The organism is bacterium (assembly GCA_024228115.1).
Taxonomy (GTDB): domain Bacteria; phylum Myxococcota_A; class UBA9160; order UBA9160; family UBA6930.
The window spans coordinates 1-14901 of record JAAETT010000333.1 but is presented as its reverse complement, the minus strand read 5'-3'; the positions used below and the strand labels follow the sequence as shown (position 1 = coordinate 14901).

12 protein-coding genes are annotated in these 14901 nt (G+C 63.4%); 11 read left to right on the top strand and 1 reads right to left on the bottom strand.

Annotation, left to right across the window (positions count from 1 at the left end; all coding sequences use genetic code 11):
- The first annotated feature begins 7 nt into the window (after positions 1-7).
- The 5 genes from GY937_14660 to GY937_14640 all read left to right on the top strand — a co-directional run bounded on the left by GY937_14660 (position 8) and on the right by GY937_14640 (position 6978).
- Positions 8-1135, top strand: coding sequence for a prepilin-type N-terminal cleavage/methylation domain-containing protein (locus GY937_14660; GenBank protein MCP5057944.1), 1128 nt, complete (start codon positions 8-10; stop codon positions 1133-1135).
- Positions 1136-1152: 17 nt separating this feature from the next.
- Positions 1153-1764 carry a hypothetical protein gene (locus GY937_14655; GenBank protein ID MCP5057943.1) on the top strand — a complete coding sequence of 204 codons (612 nt, stop codon included), beginning with the start codon at positions 1153-1155 and terminating at the stop codon, positions 1762-1764.
- A 30-nt stretch (positions 1765-1794) separates the two neighbouring features.
- Positions 1795-2802 carry a hypothetical protein gene (locus GY937_14650; GenBank protein MCP5057942.1) on the top strand — a complete coding sequence of 336 codons (1008 nt, stop codon included), beginning with the start codon at positions 1795-1797 and terminating at the stop codon, positions 2800-2802.
- Positions 2803-2990: 188 nt separating this feature from the next.
- A complete protein-coding gene (locus GY937_14645) occupies positions 2991-6593 on the top strand; it encodes a hypothetical protein (protein ID MCP5057941.1) in 3603 nt (1200 codons plus the stop codon).
- Positions 6594-6648: 55 nt separating this feature from the next.
- The gene (locus tag GY937_14640; GenBank protein ID MCP5057940.1) at positions 6649-6978 is read left to right on the top strand and encodes a hypothetical protein; all 330 of its coding nucleotides are present in this window, start codon (positions 6649-6651) and stop codon (positions 6976-6978) included.
- Positions 6979-7130: 152 nt separating this feature from the next.
- On the opposite strand, the gene GY937_14635 is transcribed toward GY937_14640, so the two are convergent.
- Positions 7131-8504: a sigma-54-dependent Fis family transcriptional regulator gene (locus tag GY937_14635; protein ID MCP5057939.1), complete on the bottom strand. Its 1374-nt coding sequence runs from the start codon at positions 8502-8504 to the stop codon at positions 7131-7133.
- Between the two features lie 227 nt (positions 8505-8731).
- On the opposite strand from GY937_14635, the gene GY937_14630 reads away from it, so the two are divergent.
- From GY937_14630 to pilQ, 6 genes are read left to right on the top strand one after another with little or no spacing between them, the layout of a single operon-like run.
- Positions 8732-8980, top strand: coding sequence for a helix-turn-helix transcriptional regulator (locus tag GY937_14630; protein MCP5057938.1), 249 nt, complete (start codon positions 8732-8734; stop codon positions 8978-8980).
- Positions 8981-9001: 21 nt separating this feature from the next.
- Positions 9002-10069 carry a type IV pilus assembly protein PilM gene (gene pilM, locus GY937_14625; GenBank protein ID MCP5057937.1) on the top strand — a complete coding sequence of 356 codons (1068 nt, stop codon included), beginning with the start codon at positions 9002-9004 and terminating at the stop codon, positions 10067-10069.
- Positions 10069-10659, top strand: a complete 591-nt coding sequence (locus tag GY937_14620; protein ID MCP5057936.1) for a PilN domain-containing protein — start codon at positions 10069-10071, stop codon at positions 10657-10659. Before pilM ends, GY937_14620 begins: the two co-directional genes overlap by 1 nt.
- Positions 10660-10668: 9 nt before the next feature.
- Complete coding sequence (locus tag GY937_14615) at positions 10669-11340, top strand: type 4a pilus biogenesis protein PilO (GenBank protein ID MCP5057935.1); 672 nt, start codon at positions 10669-10671, stop codon at positions 11338-11340.
- Positions 11340-11870 carry a pilus assembly protein PilP gene (locus GY937_14610; GenBank protein MCP5057934.1) on the top strand — a complete coding sequence of 177 codons (531 nt, stop codon included), beginning with the start codon at positions 11340-11342 and terminating at the stop codon, positions 11868-11870. The genes GY937_14615 and GY937_14610 overlap by 1 nt, the downstream gene beginning before the upstream one ends.
- A gap of 2 nt (positions 11871-11872) precedes the next feature.
- Positions 11873-14767: a type IV pilus secretin PilQ gene (gene pilQ, locus GY937_14605; protein MCP5057933.1), complete on the top strand. Its 2895-nt coding sequence runs from the start codon at positions 11873-11875 to the stop codon at positions 14765-14767.
- Positions 14768-14901: the final 134 nt, after the last annotated feature.

Below are 14901 nucleotides of genomic sequence, written 5' to 3'. Positions count from 1 at the left end.
GAATGGTGTGACCATCGAACCCACGACCCGCAGACATCAGGCCTTCTCGTTGATCGAGATGATGGTCTCGATGGCAATCCTCGCCTTGATCACTGTCTACCTGACGGACATGCTCGTTCGCCAGAGCCGCACCTACACGGTCGTCGACCAGGTGACGGAAGTGCAGCAGAACATGCGCATCGTCTCGGACATCATCGAACGAGAGATGCGGACGACCGGCTTCATGACCGGCGAGGGAGGCGTCTTCTGCGCGGTCGATCTCCTGGGTGCACCGGACATCCTGGTCGTGAGCGATGACGGGCCTTTTGACCCCACGGACCAGCCTGCCTCGAACATGGTGGTGGACATCACCGACGTCGAGTACACGGGGACCGGGACGGATACGTTCATCGTGAACACCGTGCTGGAGGGAGCGCCGTTCTACGATGTGGACGGCGACGCGACCCTGGATAGCGATTTCTTCGATGTGCAACCGACGGCCGGGCTGCCCATGCCCTTCAGCCAGTCGGGAGGTGTGATCGTCTACGACCAGACGAACGCCGGAGCAGGCGTTGCTTGCGGCCGGGTCGTTCCCGGCTCCGTGACGCCAGTGAGGCTTCAGGTGGACTGGACGTTCGGCCTCCCCGGCGGCACGTATGCTCCCGGCGCGGCGAATCTGGTCCCTCCCGGGGGCGATCTCGTGATGGTTCCTGCCACCGTGTACCAGATCGACCAGGGCGGCGCGGTCGCCGTGCCTCCCGTGGCGTCCCAGCTGCTTCGGAACGGGCTCGTGATCGCCCAGGATGTGGAAGACCTGCAGATCGCAGCCTGGTTCGACCTGGACATCGACGATGTCCAGGACCCCGGCGAGTACTTCGGGGCCCGAACAGCGGCTCCAGCCGACCCGTTGGCTGGTGCGCAGTACGTGCAGAACCAACGGAACAACCAACTCCTTCGTGAGATCCGCGTGAACCTGCTCCTACGCACGCGAGCCCAGGACGCGAACGTGCTGGCAACCGGCGCCACGCCTCAGGGCCAGTACCCGAACCTGGAAAATCGCAACACCGCCCAGCCGGCCGCCGATGCCTTCGTCCGACGCGTTCACACCCTTGCCATTCGCCCGCGCAACGTGGGCCATCGCATCAACAGCCTGTGATGACAGGAGCTCGACCCATGAACGATCTGAAGCCGCGACGACAAGCCGACCCGGCGAACGAACCGAAGCGGCGACGTGAGAGCGGCGCAGCGATGTTCGTTGCCGTGCTGATGCTGGTTCTGATGGGCTGGATGGGCATGGCGGCGATGAACACGGTGACCCGCGACAACCAGGTCGCAGGCTTCCAGAATCGCAACCAGAACGCGTTCTTCGCAGCCGAGGCTGGCGTTGCGTACGCGCGGGCCGTCGTCGAGCACGAAATCGGCGATACGACGGATCTTCCGGGCGTTGGCCCGGTTCCGGCCTTCCCGACCCAGGCGGCGCCCACGCGGATCAGCCAGGTTGCGAACTACGCGGCGTGGCAGAGCGGAATCGCCGGCAACGAGCTGCCCCGCTACTACGCGGACCCGAATCCGCCCGACCCGACGAATCCGCAGCCGATCCACTACTTCGGCCCGGGCGAGATCATGGACGGCGACGACCTCCAGGTGGGCGGAACCCATCGACAGGGAACGCTCTGGCGGATCACGGTGGTCGGGCAGAGCCCCGCCGCTCTTGGCGCGGGCTTCGGCGCGGGTGGATCGACCTCCCGTCTCGATGTGGTGACGGTCAAGCCGATGATGAGGTAGCGCGCCGACGCGCGCGCTGGGGGAGGGGATATGGACGTAGCGAAACATGGTCGCTGGCTCGTTCTTGGCGGGGCGGCCCTGGCGCTTTTGGCTTGTAGTGCTGAGGAAGCACCCACTGGCGTGGGGAGTCGACCGATGGTCGAGCAGCAAGCCGAATCCGACGCCGTGGGCGAGTACGCGGCCGCCGGTTCGGCACCTACGATCACTCGACTCGACGTCTCGCCTCGAGAGATCCTCGCCGACCGCGAACTTCACGTGATCGCAGAGGCAGCGGATCCGGACGGCGAAGCGGTCCGCTTCAGTTTCCTCTGGCAACGCAACGGCCAGGAGATCCTGCGGACCGAACAGCCCGTGATGGTGCTTCGGGACATCCAGAAGGGTGACTCGATCACGCTGACGGCGACCGCAACGGATGGTCGGAACGAGAGCACGCCCATGGTGCTTCGGCTCGGCGTTGGCAATCGGGCGCCCGTACTCACCGCTCTCAGCCTCGAGCCGCATCAGGACCTGCGAGCTGGCATGTCGGTCACGGCGACTCCCGAAGCGGAGGACCCGGACAACGATCGCCTGACCTACCGCTACGAATGGTCCGTGAATGGCTCCGTGCGCGGCGAAGAGCGCGTATTCGAGACCAAGGGCCTGCGTCGCGGCGACAAGATCGCGCTGGAGGTGTTGGCGGATGACGGGGACCGGCTGAGCCAGCCCTACACGATCCAGACCGAGCTCGGGAACACGCCCCCCTCCATCGCTTCCGAAGGAGAGAAGAGCGGAGCCGACGGGGCCTACCAGCATCAGTTCGCGGCGAAGGACGCGGACGGTGACAGGAACCTGCGCTTCTACCTCGACAAGGGTCCTTCGGGCATGAGCATGGACGGCATCACGGGCATGTTGCAATGGAAGCCTGGTGCCAGCCAAGGCGGAAAGCACGAGGTGATCGTCGGTGTTCGGGACGCAAGTGGAGATGCCACCACGTTCGGCTTTTCCGTCGATGTCGCGTTGGGTAGTGAAGACGCTCCCCCGGCTTCTCCGGCGCCCTGATGGTCGGAGGTCAGGCACGTCGCAGATCTCTGCGTACCTCGCACGGAACTGCACAGCAAAGGCTGCGGCCGGTTTCGGTCCGAGGGTAAAAACTCCCAAGAAATCAAGGAGTTGGAGGCGAAGCCGGGCCGGCACGCCGCTTGCTCTACAGGACGTCGCGCGCTGACCGCGCAAGCCAGGAGATCGCCATGCAGGCTCCCACGTTCCATAGAACTCTGACCCTCACGCTTCTCGCCGCCGTCATTCTGGGCGCCGGAAGCGCTACCGCTCAGGGCGACGATCAGGCGCTCTTTACGACGGCGGTTCCGCCCAACGTCGTGCTGATGGTGGACAACTCCGGCTCGATGCATCACGTCGTCTGGCATCCGAACTACGATCCGTCTGTCTCACCGCCTTGCGGCTATTTCACCGACGGCGATTCCTACTTCGTCAATTCGACCGATGCGAACACCTTCCCCGACCCGGGCGAACACTATTTTCGTGCGGGCACCCACGCCATCGTTGGAGCCGGCTGCACGACCTCGGCTCGCGAGATCTTTCTGGATCCGGCCGTTGATGCTACGGGCAGCCGGACTCGCTGGTCGGGCCGGTACCTCAACTGGCTCTACAGTACTGCATCCGCGAGCGATATTGCAGAGATTGTAGCCTTGGACAACGGAGTGCTCTCGAGCTGTGTCGGCGGTGGTACGTATCACATCTACCGCCGGGCCCGGATCAACGCCTCGAAGCAGATTCTCAAGGAGGTCATCTGTCAGGTCAACGCGGCAGGAGCCGTGCGTTTCGGAATGGCCCAGTTCCGACGCGGCGGGGACCCGAACGGCGGTTATGTGGTTGTCCCAGCCGAGGACTACAACACCACCGGCGGCACACCCAACGTCTACAACCTGAATGGTGTCAACCAGGCGCACGGCTCCCACCTGGACGATGCCATCGCGAATCTCACCGGTGAATCGTGGACCCCGCTCGCGGAAACCCTGTTCCAGGTCTACACCTACTTCCAGAGCCGCGTGCTCTCAGAACGCGTCCCCGGTGCCGCTTCGGGGACCTTCCCCGAGTACGAGTACGAGCCCGACCACCCGAACAACGGACCGTACAACACCTCGGGCGCGCCGACCGTCCCGGATAGTCCTATCCAGTTCGAGTGCCAGAAGAACTTCGTCGTGATCATCACGGACGGTGAGCCCACCCGCGACGATTTCACGCCCCAGGGCGGCAATACCGATCAGGGGTTCGCGAATTACAACAACCTGATCGGTGACTACATTCTCGGTGACGAGACCGAAACGCCTGGCTGGTGCTGCAATGGCAGCATGCTCCTGGACGATATTGCCAAGTTCATGCACGACAAGGATTCTCGTCCGGACCTGCCTGCCCATGCTGGCCAGGAACAGACGATGGACATCTATACCGTCGGCTTCACGACGTCGCCCTTCGCGGATGACATCCTGCAGCGGGCCGCCAACGCGGGTGGCGGCCAGTTCTACCGGAGCAATGATCCGCAGTCCCTGGCCAACGACATCGTTCTGGCCATTACGGACATTCTCCTGAAGTCTCAGGCTTTCACGTCCGCAACTGTCCCGGCGGGCCGGGCAAGCGCCGACGAGCGGCTCTACACCAGTGACTTCATCCCGAGCGCGGCCGACGGGTTCTGGCAGGGCCATCTTCGCGCCTGGAAGATCAATGCGGCCGCCCAGATCCTCGACAAGAACAACAACTGCGCACTCAACGATCCGGAGTGCCGTTCGGGCGACTTCCTGAGCTCGGCGGTTCCCCTCTGGGATATCGCGCAGGTGGCCGTCAGCAATGGTGAGGCCGGCCGAAATCTTTACATGTCCCATCTCAACGGGGCAGGCACGGCTCCGATCATTGCACCCTTCGATCTCGGTTTCGTCACGGACGTTGATCTGGGCGTGACGGTTGCGGACATCGGCACGTACGATTTCGGGGCCAACCTGGTACCGACGACCTCCGTGAACCTGGCGAACATGATCGTCGAGGCTGTCCGAGGTTGCGAGCTGGGCACGATGTGGGTGGGCTGTGTCGAGCGGACGTGGCTGCTGGGCGACATTTTCCACTCGAACCCGACCGTGGTGAAGTTCCCGTCCGACTTCAACACGAAGCTCTCGTACAAAGCCTTCGCCAGCAACTACGCGACGCGCAAGAAGGTGATCGTTGCCGGAAGCAACGGCGGTTTCTTCCATATCTTCGATGCGGGCACCTGGGACCCGGCGTTGAATTCCGGCAAGGGCGGATATGACGACGGAACAGGCGACGAGATCGCCGGGTTCATGCCCTATCAGGCGCGCAAGAATGCGAAGGAACTGCCGCGTGATGACAACGGGCGGGACTTCTACTTTGTCGATGGCGCTGTCGCCGTGGCGGACGCCTACCTTCCGAGTGATCCGCGGACCGCGGACTTGAACGATGCGACGACCTGGACGGATTGGCACACCACCGCGGTGGCAGGCCTTCGTCAGGGCGGACGGCACTACTACGCTCTCGACCTCACGGACCCGAGCGGTGCACAGGCGTGCAAGGAAACGACGTCGCCGAAATACCCCTGCTACATGTGGGAGTTCCCGAACGAGGTCGATACTGGCACCCACGTGGCGTACATGGGCCAGACCTGGTCCGAGCCGGTCATCGCGAAGGTCAGGGTCGATGACGGCACCGTGGCCGGCGGTTACGGCCGCTACGTGGCGATCGTTGGCTCTGGTTACGATCCGACGAGCGATCCGAACGCCCATACGAGCTACGACCCGACCGCCAAGGCAGGCCGAGCGATCATGATGATCGACCTGGCCACGGGCAAGTTGCTGGCCATGAAGAAGTTCGATCCCACGGGCGTCGTCGCAACGACAGATCCGTCGGCCGTTACCTACGACCCGGCGAATCCGGAGAAGAGCATGTTCTTCTCGGTGGCCTCCACACCCGGCGTCTTCGACGTCGATTTCGACGGCTTCGTGGATGTGATCTTGATTGGCGACCTGGGCGGCAACATGTGGAAGTGGGTGGTCGAAGATGTGGGAGAAGATCCCATCCTGAACACGGCCCTGACCACGACGCAGCCGAACTGGCCGTTCGCTCGCTACTTCCAGGCGCCCAGCCATCTGGATGCGGGCAGCGGAATCCGGTACTGGAAGAGCATCTTCTTCCGAGCCGGCCTCACCCGGATCAGCGGCAAGTACTGGATGGCCTTTGGAACGGGTCAGCGCGCGAACCTGCAATGGTCTGGCCTCCAGCCGACCACGCTGGAAGATTCGCGCCTTTACTCCATCAAGGATGTGGACCTGCTGATGAACGCGAACCCCACGCCGGCGACGCTCACGGAGTCGGACCTGGACGGTGGGGTGCCCGGCGCGGCGGACTACACCACGACCCTGGGAACCTGTGTGTCACCGACCGGCCAGGGCTTCTATGTTCGCGGTGTCGGAGATGGTGAGAAGTTCGTCACGCAAACGGTGGTGTTCTCGAAATTCATCATCTCTGCTTCCTTCACGCCAGCTCCTGTGGTGGCCTGCGGAGCCGTGGGAGACGCGACCCTCTACACCTACTCGATTACGTGCGGTGAAGGAATGGACGTGACGAATTCGGCAACCGGAGTGACCACGACGATTGTCAAGTCGGATATGGGAGACGGCATGCCGTCGAACCCGCAGGTGACGATGGACAACAAGTCCGGTGACACCACCGTGATCGTCCGGATGCAGGATGGTGCGCTCTGGCAGCCGCCGGGCGATTTCAACAGCGGGGGCGACGGCTACGGCCAGCACTTCTGGCGAGAAAACTAACGCCCCCTCAAAGGTCGAAGATCCCTAAGATCAAACGAAAATCGGAGATCGAACGATGATGAAGACGCTTCGAAACAGCCTTGTGGCTCTCATCCTGGCAACGAGTTTGTTGGCAGCGGGTGGAGCGTGGGCCTGGACGAACGAGACCATGGTCAAGAGTGTCACGACCGGAAGCCGAACATTGCTGCTCGAGGAGAACATCACGGTCAAGGCAGGCGACCAGACCGAGATTCGCGATACCGAAGGTGCACGCATCGACTTTTCCGAGATCCCGAACCCGGTCGACGTGGCCCCTGGACACGTCGTCGTGAAGGTCGTGGGCGTACGTTCAGGAAACACGGTGAATGCAACCGCGATCACCGTGCGGCCGATCGTCGCCCAGTAGAACCCTCCCGTCAGGCAACATGCGATGGCCGGGCCCTTTGCCTTTGGGGTTCGGCCATCGGTGCTTCTGGCGCACGTTCGATCTCCGGGTCCAAAGCTGGAATCCGGAGGACAGGGCGGTCACTCGCATCCCCTGAGCGGAAGGGCAGGCTCCTACCCCTCGCGCTTCCGGAGGCCGTACTCCTTGATCTTGTAGAGCAGGGCACGGTGGCTGATCTCGAGGAGACGCGCCGCATGTGTGCGGTTTCCGCCGGTCGCCTCGAGTGCACGGAGGATGTGGTCCGCCTCGAACTTCCTTCGGGCGCGTTTCAAGCACAGATTTCCGGATTCCAGCGAATCAGCAGGGGAGGCCGCGTCGTCGGCGACCGTTCGAGGCAGCTCCCGCAGGGTGATCCGCTCACTGTCGGCGAGGATGACGGCCCGTTCGATCACGTTCTCGAGCTCCCGGACATTCCCAGGCCACGCGTAGTTCGTGAGCCGCGCCAACGCGTCGTCCGCGACACCTCGGATCGGCTTTCCGAGGCTGCGGCTCGACGAGTCCACGAAATGATCCACGAGCAGGGGGATGTCCTCCCGACGGTCTCGGAGGGCCGGAACCTCGATGTGGAGGACATTCAGACGGTAGAAGAGGTCCTCGCGAAATCTGCCCTCCGCGACTTCCTGCTGGAGGTTGCGGGCCGTGGCCGCCAGGACGCGAACATCGACCTTGCGCGGTTTCGATTCGCCGACGGGGCGGACCTCTTCCTCTTGGAGAACACGGAGCAGCTTGACCTGGAGTGCAAGGGGCATTTCGCCGATCTCGTCGAGGAAGAGCGTTCCGCCATTCGCCTCGACGAACAAGCCTCGTCTCGCACGGTCCGCACCGGTGAAAGCTCCCTTGGCATGACCAAAGAGCTCGCTCTCGAGCAGTGCCTCTGGAATGGCCCCACAATTGAGTGCCACGAAGGAGTCGTCGCGGCGGCCGGATTGGGAGTGAAGCGCCCGCGCCAGGACTTCCTTGCCCGTGCCGCTCTCGCCGGTCAACAAGATGGTTGCCTTGTATTCCGCGGCGCGTTCGACGAGCTCGAGGACTCGGATCATGGCCTCGGACGCAGCGACGATCGGGCGGGTACCGATGACCCGATCGACATCGCGTTGCAACAGGGCATTGGCGCGGCGCAGCCGTTCCCGCTCGCGGGCCTTGCGGATGGCCAGGAGCACCTCGGATGGCTGGAAGGGCTTCGCCAGGTAGTCGTAGGCGCCTCGCTGCATGGCTTCGATGGCAAGATCCGCAGAGCCGTAGGCGGACATCATGAGGACCGTGACCCCGGGCAAACGCCCGTGGATCTGGGGAAGAAGCTCCAGGCCGTCGGTTCCGGGCATCCGGAGATCGCAGAGCACGAGATCGACCGGGGCGGCTTCCAGCAGCTCCAGAGCCCGGATCGCACCGTCCGCCAGGACGACATCGAACCCTTCGGCAGCCAGGAACATGCCGAGGCTATCCCTCAGGGCGTCATCGTCGTCCACGATCAGAATGCGCTCGGACATCCGTTCTACGGCCTCCCAGCACGCCCTATCGGCGGTTGGGTGGAAGGGCGTGAGGCCCTCTCGGTTCCAGCCTCTACGGAGCCCGGAGATGCCACCTGGAAAAAGTGACGTGCGACACCACGAAGCCCCCACTCAGCGGCTCAAGTCCCTGAAAGCACGGGACGATAGGGGAATCGTTCGGGCGGGGGCGCCCAAACAGGCATCCAGTCGACCTTGGGGGGAAGACCGTGCCCAGCAACAACGTACAGCGCATTCGCGAGGCTCAGATGATGAGCAAGGCAGAGCTCGCCCGAAAGGCGGGTCTGTCCACGCTCACCATCGATCGCATCGAAGCGGGTCGGCCTTGCCGCCTGGACACGAAGCGAAAGATCCTGGTCGCGCTCGGATTGAAGGTCGTCGACAAAGACAAGGTCTTCGGCCCGGCACCCAGCAACTTCCCCGCTTCTCCGGTGCACGAAGTGCCGGAGCGGTACTAGCGGCGATTAGGAGGAGAGACGTTGGCTTTCTCGTTCGGCAAGTCCAAATCGATCGTCGGTCTCGACATCGGCTCTTCCTCAGTGAAGGTCGTCGAGCTCGTCAAACGCAGCAAGGGCATCGAGTTGCAGCATGTCGGCATTGCGCCGCTGCCGCCCGAGGCCATCGTTCAGGGCGCATTCCTGAACTCCGGGGCGATCGTCGATGCGATTTCCCAGGCGGTTGACGAAGCCGGTATCAAATCCAAGAACGTCGCGACTGCGGTCTCCGGCCACTCGGTGATCGTCAAGAAGATCAGCCTCCCGATGATGACGCGCGACGAGCTCGAAGAGTCCATCCGCTGGGAGGCCGAGCAGTACATCCCGTTCGATATCAACGAGGTCAATCTCGATTTCCAGATCCTCGAGTCCGGCGAAGCCGAAGGCCAGATGGACGTTCTGCTGGTCGCCGCCAAGAAGGATCTCATCGACGACTACGTCCAGGTGATCAGTGAGGCCGGTCTCACGGCTTCCGTGATCGATGTCGCGGCCTTCGCCGTCGAGAACGCCTTCGAGGTGAACTACGACCCGAACCCGGAAGAAGTCGTTGCGCTGGTCAACATCGGAGCCCAGGTGGTCAGCATCAACATCGTCGATCACGGGGTTCCGGCCTTCACCCGGGACGTCTCGACGGGCGGCAACGTGTACACGGAGGAGATCCAGAAGGCGCTCTCCGTGGGTTGGGAGGAGGCCGAACGCCTGAAGATCGGCGGAGGTCCGGAAGAGGAGAGCCAGGAAGTGGTTCCCCAGGAAGTCGAGAAGGCAATGCGCTCGGTCACCGAGACCGTCCTCGGGGAGATCAGTCGCTCGCTCGACTTCTTCTCCGCGACGGCAGCTGAGGCTCGAATCGGCAAGGTCGTGCTCTCCGGGGGTGGTTCCCGGGTTTCCGGTCTGGATACCGCCTTCCAAGGCAAGACGAACCTGCCGGTCGAGATGTTGAACCCGCTGGCCCGGGTGATTCCCTCCAGCAAATTCGATCAGCAGTACCTGGACCAGGTAGCGCCCCTGCTTGGAGTGAGCGTTGGCCTGGGCCTGCGAAGGATGGACGACTAATGATTACGATCAACCTCCTTCCGGTACGCGAAGAGCGCCGCAAGGCGGGAGCCCAGAAGCTCGCAGTCGGCCTGGCTGCGACACTCGTCGGGGCCCTGGCGATTGCCGGTTTCTTCCACTGGAGCCTGCTGAACGAGCTGGCTGATGTGAAGGCGGCAGCCGCGGATACGCAGCGGCAGATCGACAAGTTCGGGCCTCAGCTCGCGCAGGTCGAGGAATACCGCCGGACCAAGGCAGAGATCGAGCAGAAGCTCGAGGTCATCGAGCGCCTGTTCGCGAGCCGTGCGGGCCCGGTCCACATGTTGGATGAGCTCGCTACCCACGCGCCGGATCGCCTCTGGATCACCCACGTGGAGACCTCGCGTGAGCAGATCAGCATCAAGGGGATGAGTCTCGACAACGAGCTCGTCGCGGTCTTCCTGACGGCACTGAACCAGTCGCCGTTCTTCTCCAACGTCGAGTTGCTGAGCACCGAGGCGAAGGAAAAGGAAGGGCTCAAGCTGAACGCCTTCGAAATCAGCGCCAGGGCTACAGCACCGAAGGCCCGCAAGGCCGTGTTGAAGACCGCGGCCGTGGATCTCGGGCAGTAGGAGAGTTCGTTGGAATTGAATCTCGACCAGTTTCAGGGGCAGCTCGACAAGCTGAACAAGCTGCCGCGTGCCTATCGAATGGCGATCGTACCGACGATCCTCATCCTGATCTCGGCGCTGTACGTCTACTTCCTCTACTTGCCAGCGAAACAGCAGCTGACATCCGTGAGCGATCAGCACCTGCAGCTCCAGCGCAAGCTGGCGGAGGTGCGGGCGGTCGCCAGCAACGAGGAAGCCGTGAAAGCGGAGATCGCGGCGCTCGAGCGCAAACTCGCCGTGGCATTGAGGCAGTTGCCGGATAGCAAGGAATTGCCGGTGCTGCTGACCGATATCACCAGCCTGGGCAAGAACGCCGGCCTCGATTTCAAGGGCTTCCGGCCCCAGGGCGAGGTGAACAAGGGCTTCTATGCCGAGGTCCCGATCAACATCGAGTTCACCGGTCAGTTCCATGACGCGGCCATGTTCTTCGACGAGGTCTCGCGGCTTCCGCGGATCGTGAACATGGGTGAACTCAAGATCGCCATCAACCGCGAGGACACCATTCGGACGGTTCTCAAGGTGAGTGGCGAGGCGACCACCTACCGCTTCGTCGAGGCCCCGCCGGAAGGCGCGGCGGCCGAGGAAGCCAAAGGCAAAGGCAAAGCCAAGGGCAAGCGTGCTCGGAAGCGAGGGGGCAAGTGATGAACCATCGAAGGTCCGCCATCGTGTGGTGCGCAGCGCTTCTGCTGCTCGCTCTGGGCTGTCAAGAGACGGCCACGGGCAACGCCGCAGCGCCGGCTTCCGCACGCAAGGCGAAGGCTGCTGCACCTGCCGCGGAGGCGACGCCTGACGGCGAGCAGGGCGTGAGCGTCGCGGATGCACGCGCCTACGTCTACGACCCGATCGGCAAACGGGATCCCTTTCGATCCTTCGTGCTCGATCGGATCAAGGAAGTCGACAAGGCTGCAAAGGGCCCGCTGGAGCAGTTCGATCTGAGCCAGCTGTCCGTCACGGGAGTGGTCTGGGAGGGTGGCAGCAAACGCGCTCTCGTCATCGACCCTTCCGGAAGAGCCTACATCGTTCAAGAAGGCGATCGCGTCGGCAAGAACGAGGGTCTCATCATCACGATCGGGGATAGCGAGATGATGGTCCGTGAGAAGTACGAAGACTTCCACGGAGAGCAGACGGAAAAAGAGATCGTGATGCGCATTCGGTTGTCTGAGGGAGGGTGAGCTTGATGTTCGCTAGCACCATGTACGGAAACTTTGGAAGGGTGGGGCTCGCGGTGAGCGCCATCTGCATGGCCTCCCTGCTCGCCTGCGCATCGACGCCGGTGCCGGCGCCTGTTGCGGAAGCACCTGCGGCGCTCTCGTCGGTGACGGTCGAGGCGGACAGCGATGCAACGGTCGTGAGCCTGAATGGGCTGACAGAGCCGGTCTACAACGCGTTCAAGCAGGACGAGCCGTCGCGGATCGTCATCGATCTCGCTGGGGTCTCCCCCGGTGACGTCGCCGAGGCGATCGCCATCTATGATGGAACGATCGACGAGGTCACGGTCGAGAGCTTCTCCCACGAGGGCGCTTCGTCCACGCGGGTCGAGGTTTCGCTCGCGGCCGCCGGTGACTACACGGTGGTGGACCTCGAGGATCGTCTCGAGATTCGCGTGAACGCAGCGGCCCCCGAAATGGCGGCTGCTTCGGCGGACGCCATGGCGGCGACGGAAGACACTCCCGAAGCGGACCCGTGGGCCACGACGGAAAGCGCCGAGGTCGCGTCGGACGATGCAGCCGCGGAGCTGGACACGCCTGCAGCCGCGCCGATGACGCCCGCTACGACGCTGACCGGTGTCGTCGCGAATGCGGATGGCAGCGGAGTGACGGTCCAATTCGAGGCGGATGGAAGCATCGAGGGCGCCACGTGGTTCGGCCTCGAGGATCCGGAGCGGCTCGTAGTGGATCTCCCGGGCCTCGTCAGCGAGGTGGAAGATTCTCGACTCGAGATCAGCGGTGACCGGGTCGCGCGAATCCGCCTGGGGCAGCACGAAGACAAGGTCCGCGTGGTGCTCGATGGTGCCGACGCAGCCCAGGGCTTCGATGACGTGCAGATCGTGACCGTCGCGGCGGGCCTCTGGCTTGGCCTCGGCGACGCAATTGCACCGGCTGACCAGATGGCATCTGCACCGGTGGAAACCGAAACAGAGGCCATGGAAGAGGTGGCTGCCGAGCCCGAGATGGCCGAATCCGAAGAGGTCGGACTCGAGACTGCAGAGACTCCGGTCGCTGAAGAGGCGACGGAGGCTCTCGTAGCCGAAGAGCCGACCGAGACGGCTGAGGTCTGGGCCGACGAGCAGAGCTTCGACGCAGCGGAAGAAGCTGCGCCGGCGACGCTCACCATGTTTGGCGTGCAGATCGAGAACGACGAGGCTCGCGAGCGGGTCGTCATCGTGACCGAGGGGCCGGCCGAGTTCGTGAAGACGCATCCGTCGCCCGACACGACGGTCATCAGCCTGAAGGGAGCCACGATCGATCCGGACGCCGCCGTTCGCATCGCGCCGACGGCACCCGCTTCCGTCTCGCTGGTAACCGCGTTCCAGCAGCCGGAGGCCGCCGAGCCCGAGGTTCGGGTCGTCATTCGAGCGCAGGAAGGGGCCAAGCCGGTCGTGAGCCAGGAGGGCGCGTTGCTCTTCGTGGATTTCGAGAACGGAACCCAGCAGGCCTCCGAGATCCCGATGCTCTCCGATGTCGCCTCTGCAGAGGTGCCGGCTGATTCGATGCCGGCCTCGATGGATCCGAATAGCGACGCGGTCGAGATCCTCGCCGAAGGTGGGCTGGTCGACGGCAAGGCCTACACGGGTCGCCGTATCTCGCTCGACTTCAAGGACGTGGAGATCGACGATGTCCTCCGCCTGATTGCTGAGGTCTCGGACCTCAACATCATCGCGGGTGACGAGGTCAACGGAAAGGTCACGATCCGCCTGGTGGATGTGCCCTGGGATCAGGCCCTGGACGTCGTGCTCCTGACGCGAGGCCTTGGCTTCGTTCGGGTTGGCAACGTGCTTCGCATCGCGGCCGCGGATCTCCTGAAGACCGAAGAGGAATCTCGCCTCCAGGAGCGTCGTGCACGGGAGAAGCTGGAAGACCTGGTGGTCAAGCTCCAGCCGGTGAACTACGCCGATGTGGATGAAATCGAGAAGATGGTGAAGAGGCTCCTCACCGCCCGCGGCAGCGTGGACGTGGATGAGCGCACCAACACCGTCATCCTGAAGGACATCGCATCGGTGATCGACGAGGCCACGGCCCTCATCAAGGCGATCGACACGCAGACGCCGCAGGTGATGATCGAGGCGAAGATCGTCGAAGCGAATCTGGACTTCACGAAGGAACTGGGTGCAACCTGGGCCTTCGGTGTCCAGCCGCTCACCGACGGATTCGATGACACCAGTCCGGCCAAGACGAACGAGCGGTTGGGTCTGGGCAACGACATCGTGTTCCACGACAACTCGTTGCTCACGAGCTTCACCGACACGTTCAATCACGTGCAGGTCTCCAACCCGATCACCTCGGTCCCGAACGGTCTCCTCGACCTGGGCGCCTTCATCCTGGATGAGCGCCTGAACGTGGAAGCCCGGATCGAGGCGGCGGAGAGCTACGGCGAGGGCAAGGTCATCTCGAGCCCGCGCATCGTCACCCTCGACAACCGGAAGGCGAGCATCGAGCAAGGTGTCTCGATTCCCTTCCAGACGTTCGAGAACGGCGATGCCAAGCTGGAGTTCATCGACGCGGTCCTGCGCCTGGACGTGACGCCGCACATCACCGCAGATCAGAGCATCATCATGCAGATTGCGGTGCAGCGGAACGCGCCCGACACCAGCGTGGAGACGCCCACGGGCTCCCCGGCCATCGCCAAGAACGAGGCGGAGACCGAGACCCTGGTGAAGGACGGTCAGACACTCGTGATCGGCGGCATCTACGTCGTCGACAAGAGCGAGACCGAGAGCCGCGTGCCGTACTTCCACAAGATCCCGTTGCTGGGGAACGCGTTCAAGAACAACGAGGTCCGGGATATCCGCAAGGAGCTCCTGGTCTTCGTGACCCCGCGCATCGTGGTCAACCCGGAGCTCGGCAGCTAGCCCCAATCCGTCATTGGATCCGGGCCCCTGAGGGTATCGGTCCGGGTCAGGCGGCGAGTTGTTCGATGGCCCGATTGAATCGTTGGCGGGTGGAGGCCTCGGCAGCGATCCGCAGCTCGGCGCGCCCCTGAGGC